Below are 24495 nucleotides of genomic sequence, written 5' to 3'. Positions count from 1 at the left end.
AACTAGCGTTAGGTCGATGACCTAACGCTTTTTTTTTTAACGGAAGGGAGGCTCGACGAAAGTCCGTAACTTACGAGAATGCAGTTTATCGCCTTCCGCACGCAGCAGGTCCACCGCACAAATTCCTATCTGCAGATGCTCAGAAATCGCCCCATCATAGAACCGGTTAGCTTGGCCGGGCAATTTGATCTCGCCATGTAAGGGTTTATCAGACACACAGAGTAGCGTGCCGTAAGGGACACGAAAACGATAGCCCTGCGCTGCGATAGTGGCACTCTCCATATCCACGGCGATCGCACGGCTTAAGTTGAAGCGCAAGGCTGAGGCTGCGTAACGAAGCTCCCAATTTCGGTCATCGGTCGTGACGACGGTCCCCGTGCGTAAGCGCTGCTTGATCGTGGTGCTGTCGGTTTCACCGGATAGATGGCGCGTGGCATCGTAGAGTGCGCGTTGGACTTCTGCGATGCTCGGTACCGGAATATCCGCAGGTAACACACTATCCAATACATGGTCGTCACGCAGATAGGCATGGGCTAACACATAATCGCCAATTCGCTGACTCTCACGTAACCCACCGCAGTGACCAATCATTAACCATGCGTGGGGCCGTAAGACGGCAAGGTGGTCGCAGATCGTTTTGGCATTTGAGGGGCCAACACCAATATTAATCAGCGAGATGCCTTGATTATCCTCGGTAACCAGATGCCAAGCGGGCATTTGATGTTTCTTCCAGGCATCTTGACGTAATTCTTGTTCGATATTCTGCGCATTGAGTACATCGCCGCCGGCGCAGACTAAGGCGATATAAGGCGAGCTCGGGTCAGCGACTTGCTCTTTCCCCCAGCGAATAAACTCATCGACATAGCGAGTATAATTGGTAAACAGAATATAGGGCTGAACGCTCTCTGGCGGGGTGCCGGTATAATGTTTAAGACGTGCCAGCGAAAAATCGACCCGCAAGGCATCGAATTGGCCGAGGGGCATCTCTTGATCATGCGTTACCAAGCCATCGGAAATATCGTCGCCGATATTAGCCAGATCAGTGGTGGGGAAAAAACGAGTAATGGTGGCCATTTGCTGGCGTTCAATCGTCAAGGCCAAACCGTCTAATACGTAGGGGTAGGGGATCTCTACCGCAGACCGGCGAACCTCAAGGGTGAATTGATATTCTTTACTGAGCATCTCCAGCTGTTCGGTCAAATAGCGACGAAAGAGTGCCGGTTGAGTAATGGTCGCGCTGTAGGTGCCAGCATGGGTGAAACGTCCCCACGCCCGCACGCGCTGGACAGGTGTCTGCTCACCTTGCCAGTGCAGAACAAGCTCAGGATAGGCAAAAAGACCGGCTTGTCGGGCGTCGCTGCTGGGTAATTCGCCTGAGGTAACATAGCGTTCTAATGCCGCTCTTAATGCGGCCACGGCACTCTCATAGTCGATTTCTAACTGATCTAACGCTTGTTCGATGGCTAACTGTGGTTGTGACATGATGGTGAACCTCTCTTCATCAGGCGGGGCATAAAATCAGGATTACTCTACCCCGTGTTTTTATACACTACAAACAGAACTCAGCATAAACCAGAATTGTATTAAATTTGTTAAATATTATTGAGTTATTAATGGTTAAACACTAAAGTTAATCCATCGCCTGTCGTAATAGATAATCGTTGAGTATCTCTGTCTTCTCCGTGCGGAAAAAGGATGTGCATTGTGCAACGTGTTATTCGTCCCCTTGCTCAAGTGATTCAACGAACGCCTTGGTATCGTCAACGACGCCGCTACCGAACCCTATTTTGGCGTGAAATAACCCCTTTTGCGGTCCCCATCTTTATCGAAAACCTCTGCGTCCTGTTAATGGGGGTATTAAGTACCTTCCTGGTCAGTTGGCTCGGCAAAGCGGCGATGGCCGGGGTGGGGCTTGCCGATAGCTTTAATATGGTAGTGATAGCCTTTTTCGCGGCGATCGATCTGGGTACCACCGTCGTGGTGGCGTTTAGTTTGGCGCGAGGTGAGGGTGAACGCGCCCGAGCCGCGGCGCGACAATCTCTCGGGCTGATGACCGTCATCGGCTTTGTGCTGGCGATCATTATTGAATGTTTTGGACAAGAGATTATCCAAGTCATTGCCGGCAGCGCTGATCCTGAAGTGAAAGCCATGGCGCTTAACTATCTGCATATCTCAGCGTGGAGCTATCCTGCCGCCGCCATTGCATTGATAGGCAGTGGGGCATTAAGGGGAGCTGGTAATACCAAAGTGCCGATGTTGGTTAATGCGGGGATGAATATTTTAAATATCATCATCAGTTCAATTCTTATTTATGGTTGTTTAGGCTGGAATGGACTCGGTTTCAGTGGGGCAGGGTTAGGGCTAACCCTCTCTCGCTATATCGGGGCGTTAGTCATTATTATTGTATTGGCTAACCGTTTTAGTGGCGCACTCTTGATTCCGATTAAAAGTTATTTCTCGCGGTGGAATACACTGATTCTTAAAGAAGTGTTGAGTATCGGGGTGCCCGCCAGCGTCGAGTCGGTGCTATTTAATGGCGGTAAACTTCTCACGCAAATTTACGTCGCGGGCATGGGCACCAGCGATATTGCCGGAAACTTTATTGCGTTTTCCATTGCCTCGTTGATTAATCTCCCCGGCAATGCCTTGGCTTCATCATCGACGATTATTACGGGTAAACGCCTAGGATTAGATCAGGTGTATCAAGCAGAAAAGCAAATACGTCATGTTTTTTGGCTAGCGACCGTGGGATTAACGCTTATCGCGTGGTCAACTATTCCTTTTGCTGGGCTATTGGCGCGTTTCTATACCGCCGACCCGGAAGTGATTAGCGTTACACAGCATTTGTATGGCTTAACGCCGCTTTTATGCCGATCTGGGCCTGCTCTTGGGTGTTACCGGCAAGCCTGAAAGGGGCGCGAGATGCGCGGTTCGCCATGTATGTTTCGATGTTCAGTATGTGGGGCGCGCGCGTCGTAATGGGCTATGTTCTCGGTATCTGGTTAGGCTGGGGCGTGGTCGGTGTATGGCTTGGGATGGTGATGGATTGGGCAGTGCGTGGCGTCTGTTTTTGGTGGCGATTGCACAGTGGTACTTGGTTAAATAATTATCGAAAAATGATCCAACGCGCGAATAAATCGATTTAACTCGGCCTATAAGACAATTCCTATCGCAATCTGAATTATTAGGCTTATTGTGTAAAGCTGGCGAAAAAATAGCACCCTAAGCTTCAGCTGAAAGTGTACGGTAAGCGAAAAGTTTTAATTTTCTGAGGAACTAATGACAAAGACTTTACCTTCGGCTGTCTCATCGCCTTCTTTTGATGATGGCGCATATGATAAAGGTCATTTAGAGACTTTGTATGCTTACAAAGCGATGCTTGATGCCAGTATAGATTGTATTAAAATTCTTAGCCCAGACGGGCGAGTAATCAACATGAATCAATCTGGCTGCACTGCCTTGGGGGTGGATCCTCTTTCAGGCTTTGGAATGGAGTGGCTACCGCTGTTGCCGGAAGAAATTAGAAAGCCGGGCAGAAAAGCGCTGCAAAAGGCTCGCTCAGGCGAGAATGCGCAGTTTCTGGGAAAAAGCATTAATGAATTAGGCGAAATTACCTTTTGGGACAATCTCCTCACCCCGGTTCACAACGAGCAAGGTGTCGTCAGCAGCATTCTCTGTGTGTCGAGAAACGTGACACAACAGTGCTCGGCGGAGACCAAACTGCGTCATCTTAGCGAGTTCGATGAGTTAACCAATATCCCGAATCGCCGTCATTTCCAGTCCTATCTTAAGAAAGCGTTGCGTATTGCTAAAGCGACGCATCAATCCGTGACCTTATTACACGCCGATCTCGACCACTTCAAACTGTTAAACGATACCCGTGGAAGCCTTTTCGGCGACCATATACTCAAGGTTGTCGCCAAACGGTTAATAAAAAAGCTATCGGGTCAAGGCTATGTTGCGCGTCTGTCGAGTGATGAATTTGCCATCATTATTCCTCAAACAGTGAGTACTGAAGAAATCAATCAGCTCGCGCAAAATATCATCAATGCTATCGCTAAACCGATCAGCCATAATGGACAATCCGTCCGTCTATCAATGAGCATCGGTACCGCCACTTGGCCTTATTCGGTCGAAAATAGCGAGATGTTAACGAAAGCAGCGAATGTCGCCCTCAGTGAAATCAAGCAGAACGGTCGCGGTGGCGTGCTGCAGTATCATAGCCAGTTGATGAAGAGCGTCACGCGCATTGCCGAGCAGTTAGAACTGGCGCAATATGCTATCGATCATCATAAAATCGAACCCTATTACCAGCCCAAAGTGCGATTGAACGATGGGCAGTTGGTGGGCTTGGAAGCGTTACTACGCTTTACCACCCCAACAGGTGAATTAGCTTATCCCGGTGCTATCTGGGCGGCCTTTGAAAACCGGTCACTGGTCGAAAAAATCGGTGAGCAAATGCGTACGCGAGTGTTCGAGGATATCAAAACGTGGACTGAGAAAGGCCTCACGCTGGTGCCGGTGTCACTGAATGCTTCGCCGGTCGAATTTATGTGGGACGACTATGCCGAAAAATGTCTGGCGCAGATTGCCCACTATGGAATCGACCCTCGGCTGATCGAAATTGAAATTACCGAGCATATGATTGTTGGGCATGGCGCAGAATTTGTGATCCGCGCGATTAAAGAGCTAAGAAAGCAAGGAATACGTATTGCGTTAGATGATTTCGGCACCGGTTACTCAACCCTGAGTAATATCAAGGATTACTCGGTGGATGTGATTAAGGTCGATCGCAGTTTCGTCAGCAGCTTACACCAAGGCCGCGAAGGTAAAGCCATTATCAAAGCGCTTTTGCTGTTGGCAAACTGCCTAGGTATGGATGTCGTGGCGGAAGGGGTGGAAGAGCAAGAGCAGTGTGACACGCTGATTAACGAAGGCTACCTTATCGGACAGGGATTCTTATTCAGTCCAGCAGTCAGTAACGCAAAAATCCAAAAACTTCTCGAATCCGATTTGGTCTCCGACTAATTAAAAATGGGCTAAGCCATAGGGATTAGCCCATCGCGATCTTTTAACTTTCCGGCTGATATACCTGCCACCACAATGCGTCAAGCGGCGTATCGCGATCCTGCTCATCAGCGTTAGGGTGACGGGGCTTCTGCCAAGGCTTTTTCAAAATATAGTGAATATTCTTCACCTCATCGAATTTCCATAAGCCTTTATGCTGGAAGGGTAAGGTTTTCAGCGCGTTATAGCCGTAAGAAAGCGGTGTCCAGCGGTTCTCATAGACTTCATTAAGCAAGTCTTGTTCTGAGAAGGGATAACGACTTAAATCACTGATCCCCTCTACCTTTTCCACGAGATGGTTAGCCATCGCTTCATCTGGTGTTAACACTAGGAATCCGCCATTTAGGTAGAGATCCAGTGATGCAGGCGGCGGTTGCTTTTTCTCTTGCCAAGTATAATGACAGGCTTGCGGTTGCCAGCTAGCAGGGTAGCTAGCGATCTGATTAGGGTTACAGCGGCAGGCATGACAGGCGGCAATGTGCCCCTCGGCAAGAGGTAAGTCAAACAGCTCATCCATATTGCGTACCGCCAACATATCCGCATCGAGAAAGACGATACGACGGTAGTCGGTTAAGCCCCAGACACGCAGTTTCGACCATACCTCGCCAAATTGCGCGGAGGCATAGTGTTGGCTTAGCTCCGCTTTAGGGTATAGCGGGGTGATCTCCACCCAACGGCAGCCCTCAGCCGCCAATTGATCGCGCGCGGCTTGACTGATGGCAGGTGTGACCATTACCACCAACGGCCACTGGCTCTGTTGTTGCGTTAGAGAGCGCTGGAGCGCAATGACTCCGACCAAGTAAGCATCTTGGGTCAGAAGGGTTGCCCATGCGTTCATGCGGGATCTCCTATCGATGAGGGAAACAGTTGCTGTATATAAGGGTTGCTAAAACGCTGCTGCGGGTCAAGTTGCTGCTTCACCGCAGAAAAATCCTGCCATCTAGGATAGAGGGTGGGCCAGTCATAATGTTGGGGATCATAATATTTACCCCAATGCGGCCGTCCGCCGTAAGTAGCCAAAATCTTCTCCACCTCGGTGAGGAAGTGTAAGCCATCTTGCGACAGAGAACCGTCGTCGGCGTAATAGACGACAAAGCCGAAGTAACAGGTATCCTGTTGATAGGCCGGACTTAACCATGCCTCCGAGGCACCGGTACAACGCAAGATAATCGGATAGTGCATATGCGGCTGTTGCTCGGCATACCATTGCTTAATATGGCTTATAATCGCCGGGGTTTGCGCGAGCGGCACACCGATTTCAACGTTGATTTGCGGCACGGCGATGCCGCGGCATAACAATTGGTAAATATCCCCGGTGACATCGGTGAAATCTTTAAAGCGCGCGACAGTCCGAAACTGCTTGCCACCATGGCCATGAACCTGAGTGTCCGCGTGCATCAAGGCCAAGGTTTGGTCAATGGTCGCGTTTAAGCTCTCGTCCTGATCGGAAGAGTGCTGTACGACTTGTTGGGCGTTCTCTTGATAACGTTGCTGCGCCGAGGCGTCGGCAGGGTCGATATTCCAGACATGCAGCAAGTTATCGTCGACAAACCACCATGCTTTACTGAAAAGATGCTGATGGTTCCAATCGATAATATCGGTCTCTAGGCTATCGGCGCTGACCGCCGTCTTAACGCAGGTAAAGTAGTTTTCGGGTACCGTGGAAAGCGTGACTTCGGTAATAATCCCTAGGCAACCTAGATTGACCATTATCGCAGAGAATTCAGCATCCCCACGTTGAAACGTCCGTTTTTCACCATTGGCGAGGATAAGGGTGAAGCTTAGGACTTCGTCAGTGATGGCACTTTGCTGCAAACCTTGGCCATGCGTACCGGTCGCGAGCGCTCCGCCCACGGTTTGCACGGCAATCACCCCAGGGGAGCATTTCAACATCCGGCCGTTCTGCTGCAGGGTTTTAAACAGTTCTTGTAAAGGCGTCCCTGCGGCAACACGCACGCTGTTTTCATCCATCGCGAGTACACCGCGAAAGTGTTTTAAGTCCAGCAGGATGCCTTCGCTCTGTGGCGAAACCATACGACCAGGGGATAGGCGGCTGCCGATAATCCGGATAGGGCCTGAGGATTCTTTAAGCAGTGCTTGTAAGGCTGCCTCGTCTTTCGGCGTATACAGCTGCTGCTTAGAGCCTAGTTGTGCATTCCGTGCCCAGTTGAAGATCTGCTCTGCAGAAGGTTCATCCGTTGAACGCTGGGGGTAAAGTATTGGGTTCTGTATCACTCTCGCTCCACTCGCTCATTGGCATAAAAAGGGTTGTCGTTTAAGCGTAGTCGATTTTTATTAAAAATATGAAATGGATCACTGTTCTAAAACGATCTTAGCAAATTTTTTCGGCAGAGGGACGGTAAAAGGCACGATGAGCGTTTAGTTGGCGAATTAATGAGTCACAGTAGGATAAGGGAAGCCTGCGGCGTGAGCCTATCGCCAAGACTTCCCACTGACGATTAATAGCCGTGATGTTTATCGACGTGATTACGCAGCGGACGATGTTGCTCGACCCGCGCAATGTTATCGATAAGCTGCGAGACAATCACGGAGACCTGAGCGGAAGAGGCCATATGCGGCGTGACGATGACGTTAGGATGTGTCCACATCGGGTCCTCCGAGGGCAGGGGTTCAATCGGAAAGACGTCGATCACTGCGCCGCCAAGCTGTCCGCTGTCTAAGGCCGCTATCACCTCATGATTGACCATGTGGTCACCCCGACCACAGTTAATTAAAGCCGTACCCTGGGGTAAGCGATTGAGTAAGGGGGTGCCTAGGATGCCGCGTGTTTGCGCGGTTAATGGTAAGACATTAATAAGGACATCCAAGTTGTGGCAGAAGGCGTCGAGTTGATCAGGACCGGCAAAGCAGTCTACCCCAGCCAGTGTTTTTTCGCTGCGCGCCCAACCTGATACCGGGTAGCCGAGTGAAGCGAACTGACTGGCAAGGTAACTTCCTATCTCCCCCAGACCCATTATCCCCACGCGAAATGCATGGCTTGGCCGTTGTGCGTAAAGTTGCCACCGTTTCTGTTGTTGATTATGGATCGCGCGGTCGAAATAGCGCTGAAAATGTAAAACGCCCCACAGTGCATACTCGAACATTCCATGGCGGAAATTATCATCGACCACGCGACACAAAGGAACATCACTGGTGAAGAGCGCCTCGGGGAGATGATCGACCCCTGCAGAGGCTGCTTGTACCAGCTTGAGGTGGGGACAATGCGTTAACAGTTCTGGGTGAGGAAACCAGCAACTGGCATAATGTGCCGCCTGTGCTGACGGATGTGAAGGCAATACCGCCTCCACCTCATTATAATCAGCCAGTGCGCTACAGATCTCTTCTGCTAACTGCGGATCATCACAATCCACCACAACGATTGATTTATTCATAGTCATCAACTTTTATAAGAGTCATCAATACGGTCTAATCGGCGTAACCAGGCTTGCCACACGAGCTGACGTTCTTGTTCGACGCCCATCAGCTGTTGGCAGGCGTGGTGACTCAAGGGTTCAGGAATCGTGCAGATTGTACCCAGTGGCGCCAACTGTGCCGCCGCCAGCTGAATTTCACAGGCCCGATTAAGGTAGTACATAATATAAAAAGCATCAGCGATGGTACGTCCGACGGATAGCAGGCCATGGCTTTGTAAGATCAGCGCAATGTTCTCGCCCAAAGAGCGTTGGATCCGCGCCCGTTCATCCAGGTCAAAGGATACGCCCTCATAGGGATGGTAACCCACCCGTTGATAAAACTCAGTACTGATCTGATTAAGTTGCAATAACCCTTCTTCACATGCGGCAACCGCCATACCCGGTAAGGTATGCAGTAGGGTGAGGGAAACATCTCGGCGAACAATAGAAAGCAAAAAGCCCGCTAAACTTGCGTTAAGCGGGCTTCTTTAATATGGCTCCTCTGACTGGACTCGAACCAGTGACATACGGATTAACAGTCCGCCGTTCTACCGACTGAACTACAGAGGAATTGTCCTGAAGACGGGGCAGATAGTAGCGTCTCCCCATTGGCTTGTCAAAGCGGTTTTTAGCTTGCGATGACTGACTGCTGATAAAAGAAGCAATAGGCAAGCGTCAGGCATAGAAAGGTAGGGGCGAAGACTAGGGCACCTGACACTTCAGGTGCCCTAAAGGCTAAGCGGTACGCGCCCGGTTACGGGCGGCACCGAGGTAGTTAATCCCGACAGCTACCGCGATAAGTGCGCAACCGGCCAGTAAGCGTAATAACGGCACATCACTGCCCCAAAACAGAAGGTTGATCACTAAACCAATCGGGACGTGAAGTTCGTTGAAAATTGCCAGAGCGGTGACACTGACCAGCGTGCTACCTTTCGCCAACCAAAGGCTCCCTAAGGCGGTAGCGATTAATCCAAGGTAGACCAGTAATCCCCACTGTAACGGCGTTTGCGGCAGTTGGTCGGTATGACCAAATAATCCAAACAGCAGTGCAGAGATCACTACCGCGCCCAAGAAAAAGTGACCGAATAGTTTGGTCATTGCTAATTGTGGATGACGGGCGAGTAGCAAGCGGCGACAGATCACTTGCCCTGCGGCGAAAGTGGCGTTGGCTAACTGCAAAATCCAGAAGCCACGCCAAAAATCACCGGTTAAACCATGGTAGTGAATAACCATCCCCCCAGATACGGCGAAGGCGGCAGCCAATAAAGTCCAAGGGTTGAACTGACGATCCAGCGCGTTATTGATTAAGCCGATATAGAGCGGCGTTAGCGTGGTGAACAGTAACATCTCCGGTACGGTTAACAGGCGAAAGCTTTGATAAGCCAAGGCATAGGTGATGCCAAATTGTAACGCCCCACATAGCCACAGTCCGGTAATTAATTTTGCCGGGAGCCCGCGCCACGTCATCATTGGCACAAAGACTATTGCCGCGATCAGCGTTCGGATAAATACCGAGAAAAATCCATCAACATGACCGGCAAGAATATGTCCGGTTAGGCTGAATGATGACCCCCATAGGAGGGTGACTGCTAACATATACCACACAATAATTAACCTTTACGAAATGAACACTGACCTAACCCGTGAGAGGTGAAAGGCACTACGGGTTTAGGAAGCTTCTGTCTGCTGGTCTGGTACCGAGGTTTGTGAAGCCTTAAGTAACTGAATATCTAACATCACATAGACCATCGTACTGATAAACAGTGAGATGACACTGCCAATTACGCCGCTGGTGGTAAAGGTGAAAAAGTTATACAGCACCACCCAAGTCACGCAAACGAACAGCGCCAAGGCGCTCTGTAAACCGGTATTCGAGTAATTTTGCGGACCACAGTTTAAACCTTCAATAAATTGGCTGAGTTGTTGACCCGTGCGAGCCTCTAAGGCAGCGATGGTTGTTTGCCAGCTGAGCTGCCGACGGTAGGCCCGACGGGTAGAGAAGAAAAACAGTACCGAGATAAAAAAGCCAGAGAACGAGATAAGAACTGGGATTGACTCAATGGCGTAGCGTAAAGCGGTATGGCTAAAGTCTATCGGCGAGGTCGGTAAGGTGAGAGAGGCCCCCAACATGACATAGAGGAACATAAAGAGCACCATAAAGGCGCGGGTACGCTTATCGGCCGAAACTTCCTCGTGACGCTGTTGCGTACGCGCCGTGGTAAGTAGCGTATTGATCTGACGCGCACTCTGCTCATCCAAGGAGGCGTGGGAAACGATAAGGGTATCAATATTTGGCGTAGCGAGTGACTCGGTGTTGATCGTCATAGTGTTGAATACCTGTCATTAGGTGTGAACTGGATTGGCTCAGTGTATCACGTAGCGAGGTGGCTAAGTGCAGGGTAAACCCGTCAGGGTAAGAGAGCAGCATTTACTGCTCTCCCCGTCTTATTTTAGGCCGCAGTGCGAGGGGCTTTTTTGACGAAGCAGACGGTAAATACCGAAAGCAGACAGCCCAAGGTTAAATAGAGCGCAACGCCCTGCCAGCTGCCTTGGGTTAAGGTGACCAGCCCCGCTGCGATAAAGGGTGTAAACCCACCGCCGACCACGCTGGCGACTTGGTAGCCCACACCCGCACCGCTGTAACGATAACTCGCTCCGAACATTTCGGTAAACATCGGCTGTTGTACGCAGACCACCATATCGTGGGCAAGATTTGCTAACAGCAGCGAAAATAGGATGATCGGCAGGGTAGCCCCCTGTTCGAGCGCCAAGAAAAAAGGCCAGGCGCTGACCGCGCCGATCATTGCACCAGTCACGTAAATACGTCTACGACCAAAGCGGTCCGCTAGCCAAGCGAAACAAGGGATGGTTAAGCAGCTGACGGCACCCACCATTAAGCCTATCGATAGGAACAACTCGCGAGGTAAGCCAAGATTTTGCGTAGAATAATTAAGCGCAAAGGTGGTGACGATATACATCGTCAGTAATTCACATAAGCGTAAGCCGATAATTAAGAAAAATGCGGCAGGGTGTCGCGTGAGCGCTTCAATCACCGGTAGCCGCGGTTTTTTCTCGGTCGAGGCAGCAACCGGCGACTCGTCGAGGCCATTACGTAACCACAGCGTGACTGCAACGAGGAAAACACTCAGCAGGAAGGGCACACGCCAGCCCCAGCTGGCGAATTGGCTTTCGCTGGTTAAAGCGCTGATTAGGCTAACGGAGCCAGTGGCCAAGAGAAGGCCTACGCCATAGCCCATTTGCACACCACTGCTGTAGAACGCTTTGCGATGTTGCGGGGCATGTTCGACCGCCAATAACGCTGCGCCCCCCCATTCACCGCCGACAGCAAAACCTTGTATCGCTCTCAGCATCACCAGTAAGACTGGCGCCCACCAGCCTAGGGTATCAAAAGAGGGCAGCAGGCCAATCCCGGCGGTTGAGATCCCCATCAACCAGACGGTGATGATCAACATTTTCTTGTGACCTAAGCGATCACCAAAGTGGCCAAATACGATGCCCCCGAGAGGCCGAAACAGAAAGCCTACGCCGAAGGTGGCAAAGGCCACTAAGGTCCCCATCGCAGGACTGATGGCAGGGAAAAATTGATGATTAAAGACTAAGGCAGCGGTTATGCCATATAATAAGAAATCATACCAATCGACGACTGCTCCGGCGAAGCTTCCCCAAGCTGCGCGTTTAGCTTGAGAAGAAGAGGGTGACTGGGCGGGTGTTGAAAGGTTGGTGTTTGCTTGCATAATTATATCTATTATCCACGACGACGTGTTTTTTATTGGCGGACAAATAATACTGAGTTCTCATTGAAAAACAATCGCCTGTTACCGGCTTTACGCACTGTTTTCGCTTGAAAATTGGCAGGATCCTGGGAATTGTGTAAAGCTAATTGAATGATTATCCCGACATTAACGAGGAAAGTTATGCCGAGAATACGTCTGACCGTGACCCGCCTCTACGCGCTAAACGACGAGCGGATGGTGGCGAGTAAAGCCACTGCAAAGATTTATGTCGGGGACGAGTGCATCGCGACGGAAGCGATCTCCGGGTTAACCGAAACCCCTGTCTTTAAATATATCCACCATGCTTTTCCAGCGGGAAGACCGATTCGCGTGGAATGGGATACGCCAGGTTTCGCCGACATGACGGCAGTCGAAGAAAATGACTGCCCGTGCTGTCAAGACAGTGCCATCATTTAACGCTACTGATAAGGATACCTATTTTGGCTGGAACAAGTTTATTTGCGCTGTTGGATGATATCTCGACCCTCCTTGACGATGTCTCGGTGATGGGTAAGGTGGCGGCGAAGAAAACCGCTGGTGTGCTGGGGGATGATCTCTCACTGAATGCCCAACAAGTCAGTGGCGTGAAAGCGAATCGCGAACTGCCGGTCGTGTGGGGGGTGGCGAAAGGCTCGTTACTTAATAAAGTGATTTTAGTCCCACTGGCGCTGCTGATTTCTGCGTTTGCGCCTTGGTTAATCACGCCATTATTAATGTTGGGTGGGGCTTATCTCTGCTTTGAAGGGATTGAAAAAGTCCTCGATTGGATTTTTCCTGAAAAAGATAAAAAAAGCCCGGAAGCCCGACAAGCGCGGTTAGCCAAGTTAAGCCAAGAAGATGCAGCGAACTACGAGAAAGATAAAATTAAAGGGGCGGTACGCACCGATTTTATCTTATCAGCTGAAATCGTGACGCTGACGTTGGGCATTGTTTCTGAAGCACCGCTACTGGATCAGATCGTCATTATGGCGGGGATCGCGCTACTGGTGACAGTCGGGGTATATGGCTTAGTGGGTGTTATCGTCAAAATCGATGATGCAGGTTATTGGCTCGAAGCGCGTCAAAACGGCTTGGCGCGAGGCCTCGGGAAATTTTTATTGCTGTTGGCACCGAAGTTGATGAAATTTCTCTCCGTAGTCGGCACCTTAGCGATGTTTTTAGTTGGCGGTGGTATCGTCATCCACGGTTGGCCGATACTGCACCACTGGATCGAACAGCTGACGCATGGCCTGACGCAGGCGCTCCCTTCAGCAATCAGCAGTATTGGTGAGAGCGTGATCACTAACCTCGCCAGCTTGGTGGTGGGAGCCATTCTGGGCGGCGTGGTGCTGATCGTGGTGAAAGCGGTGAGCAAGCTGTTGGGCAAAAAAAAGCCCGCCGAGCAGTCAAAATAAGTCATTTCTAGCCTCTCCCCCTCGACGTGTTGCGTCGCGGGGGATTCTTACCCCCGATAGTCGGTCATCATTTTTTCTTCAGCCCCTCCTTCTACTTTACGCCTTTCATCTTCTTATGCCTGCTATCCCTCACGGTTAGAAAAATGGCTTTAAAAAACACTCGCAGTCAATTGTCGTGATGCTAACTGGGATGCCACCGATCCTACGCATAAATGGCGGATTCAAGCCGATGATGCTGACGTCTCTTCCTACAGAGGGGCTAACACGACTCTGCCGTGACGCTAGCCGCCACTGAAGATCAGCAGCAGTTGTTGGCTCTGGTTAAGTAGCATAGCCTGAATCGCATCCAGTAGCAGAGGCATACTCTGGTAAAGGGAGAAAATACCGATCAATAGGGTTAAGGGAAAGCCGATGACGAAGGCGGAAAACTGTGGCGTCATACGGTTAAGTAGTCCTAAGGCCAGGTTCACGGCCAGCAACATGAAAATTAGTGGGAGTGAGAGTTGCAGCGCTTGAGAGAATATGGCGCCGCCAAATTGCGCCAGACCGACAAATCGGTCGGTTAATGGGGTTAGGGCATCGTAGGGTAATTGCTCGAAGTTATCGGCCAGGTGCTCGATCATCCACACAATGCCATCGACACTGACAAACAGCAGTAGGCTCATATAGGTCAGTAATCGAGAAACCACAGAAAGAGAGCTGTGGCTACCGCTATCAAAAAACGAGGCAAAAGAGAGCCCCATTTGCAGGGCAATGACCTCTCCGGCTAAGCGGATGGCAGCAAAGACACACTGCATACTGATTCCCAATGCCGCGCCGATCACGCATTGATTGAGTATAAGCAATACACCCTGCGAGGAAAACAGCGTCACGGGGTGAGCGGTACTCGGTAGGGTAATCAATAGGCTGATGACCAAGGCGAGCGCCACGCGTAGGCGAAGGGTGATCGATTTCTCTGACAGTAATGGGGCAACGCTAAAGAAGGCGATGATCCGACAAAAGGGCAGAAAAACCGAAGGTAAACGGTCAAGCAACCCGAGTAGGCTCAGCCATTCCATCGCTTAACCGACCCACTGCGGAAAGGTGGTGAGCAGGCTCTTAATATACTCGGTCATAATGGTTAGCATCCAAGGGCCAGCCACCATCAGCGTCACGACAACAGCGATAATCTTAGGGATAAACGATAGCGTCTGCTCATTCACTTGAGTCGCCGCCTGCAATAGACTAATAATTAACCCGGTAAGTAGGGCCGCCAGCAAGGGAGGGGCGGCGAGAAATAACGCTACCTTCATCGCGGCCTGACCTAAGGTGGTGATCATTTCTGGTGTCATCATCAATTCTGCCCCGTTAACTGATAAAGCTCTGTGCCAAAGAGCCGATTAAAAGTTGCCATCCATCTGCCATCACAAACAGCATCAGCTTAAAGGGCAGCGCCAGGGTTGCCGGGGGAACCATCATCATCCCTAACGCCATCAATACACTCGCCACCACTAAATCGATGATCAGAAAAGGAATAAACAGCGTAAAACCAATCTGAAATGCCGTTTTTAACTCACTGGTCACGTAGGCAGGTACCAGAACCCGAAAAGGGACGGCCGCGGGGGTTTCTGGTGCTGGCAGGTGGGCCAGACGGGTAAAGAGCGCCAAATCGGTTTGCCGTGTTTGATGCAGCATAAATTCCATTAAGGGTTTTTTTCCGATATCGACCGCTTCAACTAACGTCACCTTCTGTTGTTGATAGGGAAGATAAGCCTCTTGCCAGATACGATCGAAAGTAGGCCCCATAATGAACCAGGTTAAAAACAGCGATAAGCCTATGACCACCTGATTGGGTGGCGCTGAAGTCGTGCCTAACGCATTACGCAGTAAGCCAAATACGATGATCAAGCGGGTGAAACTGGTCATCAGTAATAAGGCTGCAGGAATAAAACTGAGCGCACCGATGAGCACTAACGTTTGCACCGGCAACGCCCACTCTTGCTCGTGGCCAAACAGGGGTTGCGCCGCCGCATACTGCGGGAGGAGGCCTATCGTCACCATAGCGATGAGGCGAATACGCATAAAATCTTTCATCGTGTTTTCCTTGCACGCAACTGTGCAAATTTCTCAGCAAAGTGGCTGGAGGCGGTCGTGGGCTGAGCGCTTAGCTCCTGCAGCGGCTCGGTCAGCGTACAGAGTAAGTGAATCGACTGCGGCGTCACCCCAATAACGATCTGTTGCTCCCCCACTTGCGCAATCATTAGGCGCTCGCGTGGCCCAATTACCAATGTCTCCTTAATGGCAAGCGCGCGCACGCCGCGATATCGCCCTCCCTGAGGAAGATGCTTAAGTAACTTTTTGATCCCGAGCAGTAGCAAAATAATCACGATCAGTGCCCCACCTGATTGCAACAGCATTTGGCTTGCTGGGAGCGCGACATCTGGGGCAGCAGTGGTTACCGTCATGACCATTCACTATCGACTTAAGCGACGCATGCGCTCGGAAGGGGTAATAATGTCAGTGATACGCACACCGTACTTATCATTGACGACCACCACTTCGCCCTGCGCAATCAGGTAATGGTTGATAAGAATATCCAGAGGTTCGCCTGCCAAGCCTTCCAGTGGAACGATCGACCCTTGGGTTAATCGGAGTAACTCTTTAATCGTCATCCGCGTCCGGCCTAATTCAACGGTGAGTTGAATAGGGATATCCATGATCAAATTGATATCTTGAAGCGGATCAATAGGCTCGGGCGCAGTGATTGCGGGGAGCGGGTCCTTTTCGGCCTGCTCATCATTAACCTGTTGTTCTGCCAAGGCTTCGACCCAAGGGTCCGAAGCTAATTCATTATTTTCTGGGGTCGCAGGGGTATCACTCATGGGAAGTTCCTTCTTGTAAAGTTGAGAGCAGTGGCGTAATCAGTTGATTCACACTCAGGGCATATTGGTCGCGATGAATACCGTGAGAGGCGGTAAATACCGGCACGTTATCGACGGTAGCGATGATATTCTCCGGCGATTCTATCGCCAGCACATCCCCAACCTGTAGGCGCATAATTTCCCGCAGTGTGATGGATAGTTCGCTGAGCCGTGCGGTGACTTCTAACGGTGATTGTTGCACTTCGTTGACCAAGTTTTCCCGCCACAGGCAGTCTTCTTGCTGACTATTCTCTAAAGGGGGATTTACCAGCAGTTCGCGAAGGGGTTCTATCATCGAAAACGGGATACAAATATTGAAGTGTCCCACCAAATTACTGATCTCGACTTGGAAAGTGGTATTGATCACGATGTCATTAGGCGAGGTAGTAATATTGGTGAACTTAACCTGCATCTCCGAACGCACATATTCCATGGTCAGGGGGTAGATGGCCTGCCACGCTTCCTGATAGTTGTCTAAGGCTAAGCTTAATAAGCGGCGGATAACGCGCTGTTCGGTATAGGTGAATTCACGGCCTTCTACCTTGGTGGGGAAACGGCCGTCCCCACCAAATAAGTTATCTACCACGATAAAAACGAGGCTCGGTGAAAAAACAATCAGTGCCGTCCCGCGCAAGGGTTTCATATGCAGCAAATTCAGGTTAGTCGGTACCGGCATATTGCGCGCAAACTCTTGATAAGGCTGGATATCGATCGATTCCACCGTAATATCAGGACTGCGACGCAATAGGTTGAATACCCCCATACGAAATTGGCGTGCAAAACGTTCGTTAATGATTTCTAAAGCTTGTAGTCGTTCCCGAACCACCCGACGCTGTGTCGTCGGGTCATAATCTCGAATGCTATTCGGGTCACTGTTTTCGGTGGAGGTTTCCGTTTTACCGGAGTCACCGTTAAGTAATTGGTCGATCTCAGCTTGAGATAAACTCGTATCAGCCATTACTGCTACCTCAAAATAAAGGTGGTATAGAGAATATCGGCGACATCCTGCTCAGGTAATCCGGGAGCGAAAGGGGGCTTTAATACTTGTTTGATTTCCGCCGATAATGCCGTTTTACCTTCTTCGGTTTGCAGCGCCGATTGTTCTTGATGGCTGAGCAGCAATAGAATCCGGCTTCTGACTTCCGGCAAGTACTTCACTAAACGCTCCTCGGTGTGCATATCCTTAAGCCGCAACGTGAAGCCAACGTAGAGCACGCGCTCATCTTGGGAGGCTGACTCCACCAAGTTAACGGTAAAAGGTTCAAGCGGGTAGAAAAGGGGTTGAGGGACGGTGACCTCCTCAGGGACTTGGGTTAGCGTCTGAGTCTGGGGTGAAGTCGTCAACGCCTGCAGTTTCCACACCGCGTAGCCTGCCGCACCGCAGGCAATAAGCACGATGACGAGTAAAATAATGATCCATTTACGGGCGGATTTGTGGGTTGATTCGGATTTGGTCGACATGAGTCCCGATATCCTTTCATTAGCAATTAAATTGGTGTGAGGCTTATTATCCAAGGTTGAAAGAGGGGTAATCGGCGGAATAGCGGTAGTTTACTTGGCGATATTAGGGTGTTCGCTCAGTCTTTAATCGACCGAGCGAAGCGTTAGACCAGCAGTGAGATTTGACTGCCATCACGTAGCAGTGCGGGGGGAGTCTCTGCCGAGGACGATGGCTCGTGGACCTCGCCTTGCGTCAGCGTAACACTGGGCGGTTCAGGGGTCTGATGCGATGAGAACGCTGACTGTTGCCCTGATGCCGCGTCGTGACCCACTTGACTGTTCCCCAATTGAATACCGTTATCGGCCAACGCTTGGCGTAACTGCGGCAGGGCTGCCTCTAAGGCTGATCTGACTTGCCCGTGATTGGAGAGCATGACTAACTCAGCATGGTCCTTATTCACCGTCATCGAAATCTTCACATCCCCCAACTCTTCTGGATGCAATTTCAAGTGGATAGTCTGTTGCCCTGGCTTATGAAAAATAATCTGCTGTGACAGATCACGTTGCCACTGTAGAGACCCTAAGGGGGCCTTTAATTCTTGAGCGCTCGCCGGCTGGAGGGCGAGTTCAGGAAAGGAGGGGGACTGTGTCAGTGGCAAGGAGGCCGTGAAAGCGTGAGGTGTACGGGAATCGTTTACTGAGGTTTGCACCGTCATGACAGAGTGTGGCAGCAACGGCGCTGTCGCGGCAGCGAGTGCGGTAGGCACTGTCGGGGTGAGAGGCTGCCGAGTCTCGAGCGTCTGCTGTGCAGAGTGTGGGTCTAGCGTAGCGTTAAGCATACCTTTTTTCGCGGCGAGGGCGGGGCCTACATGCGCTGCAGAATGTGTTACACCGGGTGAGGTGGACGGTTCGATATCTGACTCAGAGAGCGTCGAGGGGCTAGAGGACAGTGGACTCTGACTTTGCGGCGCCGTAGGTAACATTGCGCTAACGAGGTTAAGCAATGTCGTCGCCTGCGCTGGCTTAGAACGCTCCTGGCTATCAATATCAAGCGTTTCAGGCTTGGGCTCGGCTTTACTCCGCGCGAGGGATTTTATTGCGTGGTGTTGAGGGGCCAAGAGATCACCGAAAGTGGGGGTAAGACGATCGTCGGTGAGGCATGTTTCAGGCTTGAGCGTCGTTGAATGCGGTAACTTCACGACTTTCCCGGGGGGGGCGAGCAGCGTTACTAGGCTAATGGTCATCACTCTTTTCCTTGAAAACGACGGGTAGCAAATTCATCATTGGATTTCTGTTGGGCGCGAGCCTGGCTCAGCGTATCGCGTTGATGGCGGCGTTCTAGTAGCACCTGTAGCGCGTTAACTTTTTTTCGCGACTGTTGCCAATCGCCTAGCAGATGATGTTGCTGTTGGTCGAGCACCTCGACCGCAGCATCTTGCGCGCTCAGGGCCTGCTCGACGGTATGTAAAAAATCATGGTAATTATCGCGGCGGTAGCCGTAGATCCCGCCTTCCGACTCATGACGCAGCAGTTGTTGATAATCATGGCGGTAGTGCTGCAGTAGCTGTTGCTGCGCGTTAGCCTGTTGACGCTCGTTTTGTAACGTCGCCAGCTGCTGGCTAACGTTATCGAGCTGAACCGTTGCCCGCTCTTTTAATACCTCTAAAACGCTTTTATGACTCATTACTCCTCCTCATTCACTGAGACCAGTGCCGCGAGCGCACTACACGCCTGCGTGTAATCACAACGTTCATTAATCTCTTGCTGCAAGTACCGACAAATTTCCGGGTAGCGTTCGATTGCCCTATCCAATCGCGGATCGGAGCCTGCGGTGTAAGCGCCAACACTGATTAAGTCTTGGTTACGCTGATACAGTGCCAATAATCGTTTGCATTCGCGTGCATGCTGCAACTGCTCAGGCGAGACAATCTCGTGCATCACTCGACTGATCGACGCTTCAACATCGATAGCTGGGTAGTGACCTGATTCGGCAAGTTCACGAGATAGGACGATATGGCCATCAAGAATGGCGCGCGCTGCGTCGGCGATGGGGTCTTGCTGATCATCACCTTCTGTTAACACGGTATAGAAAGCGGTAATCGATCCATTAATACTCTCGCTATTGCCCGCTCGTTCGACCAGTGCCGGAAGTTTAGCGAATACCGAGGGCGGATAGCCTTTGGTGGCGGGAGGTTCGCCAATCGCTAACGCGATTTCCCGTTGTGCCATGGCATATCGGGTTAACGAATCCATAATTAGCAGCACGTTGTAACCGCGGTCGCGAAAATCTTCGGCAATCCGCGTGGCATAACTTGCGCCTTGTAACCGTAATAAGGGGGAAACATCTGCCGGGGCGGCCACGACGACTGCCCGTGATAATCCCTCCTCGCCAAGAATATGTTGGATAAAATCTTTTACTTCGCGGCCACGTTCACCGATAAGGCCGACCACAATGACATCGGCACTGGTGTAGCGGGCCATCATGCCCAATAGCACACTCTTGCCAACGCCTGACCCGGCAAATAAGCCCATCCGCTGACCCCGGCCCACCGAGAGTAACCCGTTAATGGCCCTGACTCCGGTATCCAATACCTGATCAATCGGCTTGCGCAGTAAGGGATTAAGCGGTGGGGTAGTCAGTTTTCCCGTCTCTAAGGGCGGCAACGGGCTATTATCCAAGGGGCGGCCACAACTGTCGACAACCCGACCAAGCAGGGCGGGGCCTAGAGGTAGGCTCCCTTCCATCCCCGCCTTACCTAGCGATGCATAGACCCTGCATCCTGGGCGGATCCCCTCCATAGCTCCGAGTGGCATTAAGTAGAGCTGGTTGCCTTTAAAACCCACCACCTGCGCTTCGCATTTTTTTTCAATTGCATCGTGTTCGCGCTCAATCCAACAGCGACTGCCTAGCGGCAATTGCAAGCCACTGACTTCTAACACTAAGCCTGTTGCGCGAGTCAGGTAGCCATAATGGCGAGGGGCGAAAGTGGTGCTGAGGCTTTGCTCGAAACGGTCTAACCGTGCCATCCAGCGATGTAGCGCAAGCATTAGTAGACTCCCTGTTGCGCGAGTTCGCATAAGCTTTGCCAACGGGTGGAGAGGGCGCTCTCAAGTTCACCCTCTTCACTGACTAAACGGCAATCACCGCGCGATAAGCTATTATCTACCACCACTTCCCAACGCGGATGTTCGGTGAGTGTCGACAGTTGGCCTTGCAGACATTGATGGTCTTGTGGGTTCATTTTTAGCGTGAGAGTACCGCTAAGCAGTGCTTCTTGGGCCAATAACTGTTTGACTTGCGTCATCACCATTCGCGCATCGTGGCTGACCTCTTCTCCTGTCAGTTGGTGTGCAATTTCCAAGGCTAATTGTACTAATCGATAGCTGACGGTCTCCTCCAGCAGATCGAATGATAAGGTTACCTGTTGCACCAGTTTTTCCACACTGGCCAGTGCCTGGTGTTGTTGGGCGCTAGCCTGCTCACTCGCCTGCTGGGTGGCGTGTTGCAAGCCTTCGCGTTCACCCTGAGCGAAACCGACGGCATAGCCTTCTTCCCAAGCCTTATCGCGTACTGCAGCACGAAAGGCTTCAATCTCTTGTTGGGCTTCGAGCGTTGCCGTCGGCGCTGGCGCACTGACGGGCAGTGGGTCGGCTGGCACGGTGACCGCAGTATGTCCAGGCTCGCCAAACTGTTGCGGTTGCCATTTCTGCCACGGGATTGAGGGATCTTGTTTAGACATAGGCTTCATCTGCACCTCCAATGACCATATCGCCGCTTTCGGCAAGCTTTCTCACAACCAGTAGAATGGCTTTTTGTGCCGTTTCCACATCGGATAGACGTACTGGGCCACGGTTGACCAAGTCATCACGTAAAATATCGGCAGCACGCGTCGACATGTTATTCAAGAATTTGTCACGCAGTGCGTTATCTGCACCTTTGAGTGCAATCAATAATTGTTCTGCATCGATCTCTTGCAGTAAGCGTTGTAGGCTGCGGTCGTCGACATCCACCAGATTTTCGAAGAGGAACATTTCGTCGATAATTTTCTGCGCAAGATCGCCGTCAAAGGCACGAACTGCATCGATAATGGTCTCTTCTTGCTGAGATTTCATTAAGTTGAGAATTTCAGCCGCGGTACGAATTCCTCCCATCTTGGCACGCTTAATATTTTGACCATCGAGCAGGTTATTCAGTACCTCGGTGAGTTCCGCCAAGGCTGCCGGTTGTACGCCGCCGAAGGTGGCAATCCGCAGCATAACATCTTGGCGTAAACGCTCATCGAACTGCGCCAAGATATCGGCGGCTTGTGAACGTTTTAAATGGACCAAGATGGTGGCGATAATTTGCGGGTGCTCCTCGCGAATCAAGTCGGCAGCAGAAGGCGGATCCATCAGGTTCAACGTATCCATGCCGGAGGTGGTATCGCGCGTTTCCAATAAATCTTCCAACAAACTGCTGGCGCGTTCTTCGCCCAAGGCTTTAATCAGAACGGTACGCAAATAATCATTCGAATTAATGGATAGCGCAGCATATTGCTCCGCATCTTGCTCGAATTGCTGCAGCACATGGGTCAATTGCTGATGGGACACTTGACGCATGGTCGCCATCGCACTACTCAGGTGTTGGACTTCGCGCTGATTAAGGTGTTTAAAGACCTCTGCCGCGCGCTCCTCACCGAGGGTCATCATTAATATTGCACTGCGATCCGTGCCGGTCATTTTCATAGTTCACTTCCCATCCAATCGCGGATCACTAAGGCCACCACTTGAGGCTCATTTTCTGACATTGTTCGAATTCGTTGACTCATCTGCTCGGCATTGATCCGTAACTGTGCTTTGCGTGCCGCCTCGTTAAGACTTGGATCAACCACGCTGGTTTCTTGAGGTGTCTCGACAACCGGTGGGTTGAGCGTCTGTTGAACGTGGCGGAAAGCGGGTGACACAATTTTGCGGTAGAGCACGAGGGCGATGATGATGACCACTAACCAGCGTAATGCCTGAGTCGCCAAGGCAATCCATTGAGACTGTTGCCACCAAGGTAGGGCATCGTCGGCAAATTCCTGTGCGCTAAAAGGGGTATTGACCACATTAACGCTATCACCACGCGCCTCGGAAAAGCCCATCGCTTGTTTAACCAAACTGGTTATTTGATTGATTTGCTCGGTGGAGAGGGCGACGTCTTTACCTTCCTTATCCTGTTGATAATTCACCACGACGGCCACAGAGAGTCGCTTGATGCCACCGGTGCTCAACTGGGTATGGCGAGTGGTTTTATCGAGTTCGTAGTTGACGGTACTTTCATTGTTCCTTTGCAGCGGTGTTTTCTTCGTAGCGGCGGTATTGTCTGCTTGTGCCGCGGTGTGCTTATTGCCTTCGATATTGGCTTGGGCTGGCGGTGTGGGTTGATTCGATAAAGCCCCTGGAACGCCCTCGGCTTGCTGTGCGTTTAACTCGCTCTGGCTACGTTGTGCGGAGCGAATGGCTTGTTTAGCCGCATCACTATTGGGTTGATAACGTTCATCGGTCTGTTCTTGACGGTCGAAATTGATCTCGGCAGTGACTTGCGCGCGAACATTCTGTTGCCCCAGCATTGGACGTAGTAACTGCTCAATACGTTGCTGCACCGTTTTTTCAACACGCTGGGTATATTTTAATTGCGTGGTATTTTGCGTTTGTGCGGCTAATCCCGCGCCAGAAAGCAGTTCGCCCGCTTGATCGACCACCGTCACATTATCGGCACTCATCCCCGCCACGCTACTGGCGACTAAGTGCACCACAGCATTGATTTGTGAGGCATCAAGCACGCGCCCAGGTTGTAATTTAAGCGTGACGGCAGCAGTCGGCGGCTGTTTTTCCCGCACGAAGACACTGGGCCGAGGAATAGCGAGATGCACCCGGGCGGTCATGACGGGATCGAGTGTTTCAATAGTGCGCGAAAGCTCTCCGGCTAACGCGCGTTGAAAATTCACTTGTTCGTTAAACTGGCTTAAGCCAAATTTTTCATCATCCAGTAACTCAAACCCCGTAGTGCTACTTTTCGGTAATCCTTGGCTCGCTAGCCGTAAACGAAGCTCCCTGACTTGCTGATGAGGAACAAGAATGGCACCAGTATCGGTATCGAGTTGGTAAGGGACGTTCATTTTAGTTAAGGCGCTGACGATATTTCCGCCTTCGGCTTCGGATAATGAACCATAGAGTGTCCGATAATCAGGGCTTCTCGCCCATAAGGCGAGAGCCGCAATCACTGCTATGGACAGTGCGGCAGCCACGATAAAGACCACCTTCTGTTGGTCGCGCAAGGTAGCGATAGATTGCTGGACTCTGCTCCATAGAGACGTGGGTAGGGTGGCTGTGTTAATGCTCATACAGACACTCCTACTGAAGCCCAGCGGTGGATGTGATGTGACAGCACATGATTCTCCTCATTGACACAAATTAATAATGACTCTTTATCAGGCTTATTATTTGAGTTCTGAGAGGAAGTAAT

At 51.1% G+C, this 24495-nt stretch carries 24 protein-coding genes, 1 tRNA gene and 2 pseudogenes; 4 read left to right on the top strand and 23 right to left on the bottom strand.

The genetic code is table 11. The features are described 5' to 3' along the window. Window positions 1-36 precede the first annotated feature (36 nt). Window positions 37-1482: an AMP nucleosidase gene (locus tag HGT71_RS02885; RefSeq protein WP_214216466.1), complete on the bottom strand. Its 1446-nt coding sequence runs from the start codon at window positions 1480-1482 to the stop codon at window positions 37-39. A gap of 213 nt (window positions 1483-1695) precedes the next feature. Here HGT71_RS02885 and HGT71_RS02880 point away from each other — a divergent pair. Then, window positions 1696-3146, top strand: a pseudogene (locus HGT71_RS02880) (EmmdR/YeeO family multidrug/toxin efflux MATE transporter). Window positions 3147-3279: 133 nt separating this feature from the next. Then, the gene (locus HGT71_RS02875) at window positions 3280-5028 is read left to right on the top strand and encodes a sensor domain-containing protein (RefSeq protein WP_214216465.1); all 1749 of its coding nucleotides are present in this window, start codon (window positions 3280-3282) and stop codon (window positions 5026-5028) included. A 43-nt stretch (window positions 5029-5071) separates the two neighbouring features. On the opposite strand, the gene HGT71_RS02870 is transcribed toward HGT71_RS02875, so the two are convergent. The 9 genes and pseudogenes from HGT71_RS02870 to shiA all read right to left on the bottom strand — a co-directional run bounded on the left by HGT71_RS02870 (window position 5072) and on the right by shiA (window position 12235). Further along, window positions 5072-5905 carry a glycosyltransferase family 8 protein gene (locus HGT71_RS02870; RefSeq protein ID WP_214216464.1) on the bottom strand — a complete coding sequence of 278 codons (834 nt, stop codon included), beginning with the start codon at window positions 5903-5905 and terminating at the stop codon, window positions 5072-5074. Next, window positions 5902-7302: a D-arabinono-1,4-lactone oxidase gene (locus HGT71_RS02865; RefSeq protein WP_214216463.1), complete on the bottom strand. Its 1401-nt coding sequence runs from the start codon at window positions 7300-7302 to the stop codon at window positions 5902-5904. The genes HGT71_RS02870 and HGT71_RS02865 overlap by 4 nt, the downstream gene beginning before the upstream one ends. Window positions 7303-7526: 224 nt before the next feature. Then, complete coding sequence (locus tag HGT71_RS02860; RefSeq protein ID WP_214216461.1) at window positions 7527-8459, bottom strand: 2-hydroxyacid dehydrogenase; 933 nt, start codon at window positions 8457-8459, stop codon at window positions 7527-7529. A gap of 5 nt (window positions 8460-8464) precedes the next feature. Further along, window positions 8465-8953, bottom strand: a pseudogene (locus HGT71_RS02855) (class II aldolase/adducin family protein); the annotation flags it as partial. Between the two features lie 21 nt (window positions 8954-8974). After that, window positions 8975-9050: transfer RNA gene (locus tag HGT71_RS02850), tRNA-Asn, on the bottom strand. 165 nt (window positions 9051-9215) lie between these two features. Further along, window positions 9216-10085: an EamA family transporter gene (locus tag HGT71_RS02845; RefSeq protein ID WP_342355440.1), complete on the bottom strand. Its 870-nt coding sequence runs from the start codon at window positions 10083-10085 to the stop codon at window positions 9216-9218. A gap of 63 nt (window positions 10086-10148) precedes the next feature. Beyond that, entirely contained in the window at window positions 10149-10805 is a 657-nt protein-coding gene (locus tag HGT71_RS02840; RefSeq protein WP_214216459.1) for a RipA family octameric membrane protein, read from the bottom strand. Further along, a complete protein-coding gene (locus tag HGT71_RS02835) occupies window positions 10765-10908 on the bottom strand; it encodes a hypothetical protein (RefSeq protein ID WP_214216457.1) in 144 nt (47 codons plus the stop codon). Before HGT71_RS02835 ends, HGT71_RS02840 begins: the two co-directional genes overlap by 41 nt. A gap of 22 nt (window positions 10909-10930) precedes the next feature. Beyond that, window positions 10931-12235, bottom strand: coding sequence for a shikimate transporter (shiA, locus tag HGT71_RS02830; protein WP_214216455.1), 1305 nt, complete (start codon window positions 12233-12235; stop codon window positions 10931-10933). A 180-nt stretch (window positions 12236-12415) separates the two neighbouring features. Between shiA and HGT71_RS02825 the strand changes: the two genes are divergently transcribed. After that, window positions 12416-12691, top strand: coding sequence for a hypothetical protein (locus tag HGT71_RS02825; RefSeq protein WP_048913252.1), 276 nt, complete (start codon window positions 12416-12418; stop codon window positions 12689-12691). A 23-nt stretch (window positions 12692-12714) separates the two neighbouring features. After that, window positions 12715-13668: a DUF808 family protein gene (locus HGT71_RS02820; RefSeq protein WP_214216454.1), complete on the top strand. Its 954-nt coding sequence runs from the start codon at window positions 12715-12717 to the stop codon at window positions 13666-13668. Between the two features lie 281 nt (window positions 13669-13949). On the opposite strand, the gene fliR is transcribed toward HGT71_RS02820, so the two are convergent. The 13 genes from fliR to fliF form a co-directional block, all read right to left on the bottom strand. Further along, window positions 13950-14726: a flagellar biosynthetic protein FliR gene (fliR, locus tag HGT71_RS02815; RefSeq protein ID WP_214216452.1), complete on the bottom strand. Its 777-nt coding sequence runs from the start codon at window positions 14724-14726 to the stop codon at window positions 13950-13952. Window positions 14727-14729: 3 nt separating this feature from the next. Next, entirely contained in the window at window positions 14730-14999 is a 270-nt protein-coding gene (fliQ, locus tag HGT71_RS02810; RefSeq protein ID WP_099822323.1) for a flagellar biosynthesis protein FliQ, read from the bottom strand. 16 nt (window positions 15000-15015) lie between these two features. Continuing rightward, entirely contained in the window at window positions 15016-15729 is a 714-nt protein-coding gene (gene fliP / locus HGT71_RS02805) for a flagellar type III secretion system pore protein FliP (protein WP_214216529.1), read from the bottom strand. Window positions 15730-15737: 8 nt separating this feature from the next. Then, entirely contained in the window at window positions 15738-16112 is a 375-nt protein-coding gene (locus HGT71_RS02800) for a FliO/MopB family protein (protein WP_214216450.1), read from the bottom strand. Window positions 16113-16121: 9 nt separating this feature from the next. Beyond that, a complete protein-coding gene (gene fliN / locus HGT71_RS02795; protein ID WP_214216449.1) occupies window positions 16122-16529 on the bottom strand; it encodes a flagellar motor switch protein FliN in 408 nt (135 codons plus the stop codon). Beyond that, window positions 16522-17526, bottom strand: coding sequence for a flagellar motor switch protein FliM (gene fliM, locus HGT71_RS02790; RefSeq protein WP_214216448.1), 1005 nt, complete (start codon window positions 17524-17526; stop codon window positions 16522-16524). The genes fliN and fliM overlap by 8 nt, the downstream gene beginning before the upstream one ends. Window positions 17527-17531: 5 nt before the next feature. Beyond that, window positions 17532-18029: a flagellar basal body-associated protein FliL gene (gene fliL / locus HGT71_RS02785; RefSeq protein ID WP_214216447.1), complete on the bottom strand. Its 498-nt coding sequence runs from the start codon at window positions 18027-18029 to the stop codon at window positions 17532-17534. Between the two features lie 143 nt (window positions 18030-18172). Beyond that, entirely contained in the window at window positions 18173-19252 is a 1080-nt protein-coding gene (locus HGT71_RS02780) for a flagellar hook-length control protein FliK (protein ID WP_214216446.1), read from the bottom strand. Continuing rightward, window positions 19252-19692: a flagellar export protein FliJ gene (gene fliJ / locus HGT71_RS02775; RefSeq protein WP_214216445.1), complete on the bottom strand. Its 441-nt coding sequence runs from the start codon at window positions 19690-19692 to the stop codon at window positions 19252-19254. The genes HGT71_RS02780 and fliJ overlap by 1 nt, the downstream gene beginning before the upstream one ends. Continuing rightward, entirely contained in the window at window positions 19692-21056 is a 1365-nt protein-coding gene (gene fliI / locus HGT71_RS02770; protein ID WP_244986359.1) for a flagellar protein export ATPase FliI, read from the bottom strand. Before fliI ends, fliJ begins: the two co-directional genes overlap by 1 nt. Continuing rightward, entirely contained in the window at window positions 21056-21757 is a 702-nt protein-coding gene (locus tag HGT71_RS02765; RefSeq protein ID WP_214216441.1) for a flagellar assembly protein FliH, read from the bottom strand. The genes fliI and HGT71_RS02765 overlap by 1 nt, the downstream gene beginning before the upstream one ends. Continuing rightward, the gene (gene fliG / locus HGT71_RS02760; protein ID WP_048913242.1) at window positions 21741-22733 is read right to left on the bottom strand and encodes a flagellar motor switch protein FliG; all 993 of its coding nucleotides are present in this window, start codon (window positions 22731-22733) and stop codon (window positions 21741-21743) included. Before fliG ends, HGT71_RS02765 begins: the two co-directional genes overlap by 17 nt. Then, entirely contained in the window at window positions 22730-24373 is a 1644-nt protein-coding gene (gene fliF, locus HGT71_RS02755) for a flagellar basal-body MS-ring/collar protein FliF (RefSeq protein ID WP_214216439.1), read from the bottom strand. The genes fliG and fliF overlap by 4 nt, the downstream gene beginning before the upstream one ends. Window positions 24374-24495 lie beyond the last annotated feature (122 nt).

The organism is Rosenbergiella epipactidis (genome assembly GCF_018494055.1).
Taxonomy (GTDB): Bacteria; Pseudomonadota; Gammaproteobacteria; order Enterobacterales; family Enterobacteriaceae; genus Rosenbergiella; species Rosenbergiella epipactidis.
This window is presented reverse-complemented; position numbering and strand designations above follow the sequence as displayed.

Excerpts from the sequence above, each read along its gene's own strand:
- HGT71_RS02885 (WP_214216466.1), bottom strand. The coding sequence starts at position 1,482 with ATGTCACAACCACAGTTAGCCATCGAACAAGCGTTAGATCAGTTAGAA.
- HGT71_RS02875 (WP_214216465.1), top strand. The coding sequence starts at position 3,280 with ATGACAAAGACTTTACCTTCGGCTGTCTCATCGCCTTCTTTTGATGAT.
- HGT71_RS02870 (WP_214216464.1), bottom strand. The coding sequence starts at position 5,905 with ATGAACGCATGGGCAACCCTTCTGACCCAAGATGCTTACTTGGTCGGA.
- HGT71_RS02860 (WP_214216461.1), bottom strand. The coding sequence starts at position 8,459 with ATGAATAAATCAATCGTTGTGGTGGATTGTGATGATCCGCAGTTAGCA.
- HGT71_RS02840 (WP_214216459.1), bottom strand. The coding sequence starts at position 10,805 with ATGACGATCAACACCGAGTCACTCGCTACGCCAAATATTGATACCCTT.
- HGT71_RS02835 (WP_214216457.1), bottom strand. The coding sequence starts at position 10,908 with ATGCTGCTCTCTTACCCTGACGGGTTTACCCTGCACTTAGCCACCTCG.
- shiA (WP_214216455.1), bottom strand. The coding sequence starts at position 12,235 with ATGCAAGCAAACACCAACCTTTCAACACCCGCCCAGTCACCCTCTTCT.
- HGT71_RS02825 (WP_048913252.1), top strand. The coding sequence starts at position 12,416 with ATGCCGAGAATACGTCTGACCGTGACCCGCCTCTACGCGCTAAACGAC.
- fliR (WP_214216452.1), bottom strand. The coding sequence starts at position 14,726 with ATGGAATGGCTGAGCCTACTCGGGTTGCTTGACCGTTTACCTTCGGTT.
- fliQ (WP_099822323.1), bottom strand. The coding sequence starts at position 14,999 with ATGACACCAGAAATGATCACCACCTTAGGTCAGGCCGCGATGAAGGTA.
- fliP (WP_214216529.1), bottom strand. The coding sequence starts at position 15,729 with ATGCGTATTCGCCTCATCGCTATGGTGACGATAGGCCTCCTCCCGCAG.
- HGT71_RS02800 (WP_214216450.1), bottom strand. The coding sequence starts at position 16,112 with ATGACGGTAACCACTGCTGCCCCAGATGTCGCGCTCCCAGCAAGCCAA.
- fliN (WP_214216449.1), bottom strand. The coding sequence starts at position 16,529 with ATGAGTGATACCCCTGCGACCCCAGAAAATAATGAATTAGCTTCGGAC.
- fliM (WP_214216448.1), bottom strand. The coding sequence starts at position 17,526 with ATGGCTGATACGAGTTTATCTCAAGCTGAGATCGACCAATTACTTAAC.
- fliL (WP_214216447.1), bottom strand. The coding sequence starts at position 18,029 with ATGTCGACCAAATCCGAATCAACCCACAAATCCGCCCGTAAATGGATC.
- HGT71_RS02780 (WP_214216446.1), bottom strand. The coding sequence starts at position 19,252 with ATGACCATTAGCCTAGTAACGCTGCTCGCCCCCCCCGGGAAAGTCGTG.
- fliJ (WP_214216445.1), bottom strand. The coding sequence starts at position 19,692 with ATGAGTCATAAAAGCGTTTTAGAGGTATTAAAAGAGCGGGCAACGGTT.
- fliI (WP_244986359.1), bottom strand. The coding sequence starts at position 21,056 with ATGCTTGCGCTACATCGCTGGATGGCACGGTTAGACCGTTTCGAGCAA.
- HGT71_RS02765 (WP_214216441.1), bottom strand. The coding sequence starts at position 21,757 with ATGAAGCCTATGTCTAAACAAGATCCCTCAATCCCGTGGCAGAAATGG.
- fliG (WP_048913242.1), bottom strand. The coding sequence starts at position 22,733 with ATGAAAATGACCGGCACGGATCGCAGTGCAATATTAATGATGACCCTC.
- fliF (WP_214216439.1), bottom strand. The coding sequence starts at position 24,373 with ATGAGCATTAACACAGCCACCCTACCCACGTCTCTATGGAGCAGAGTC.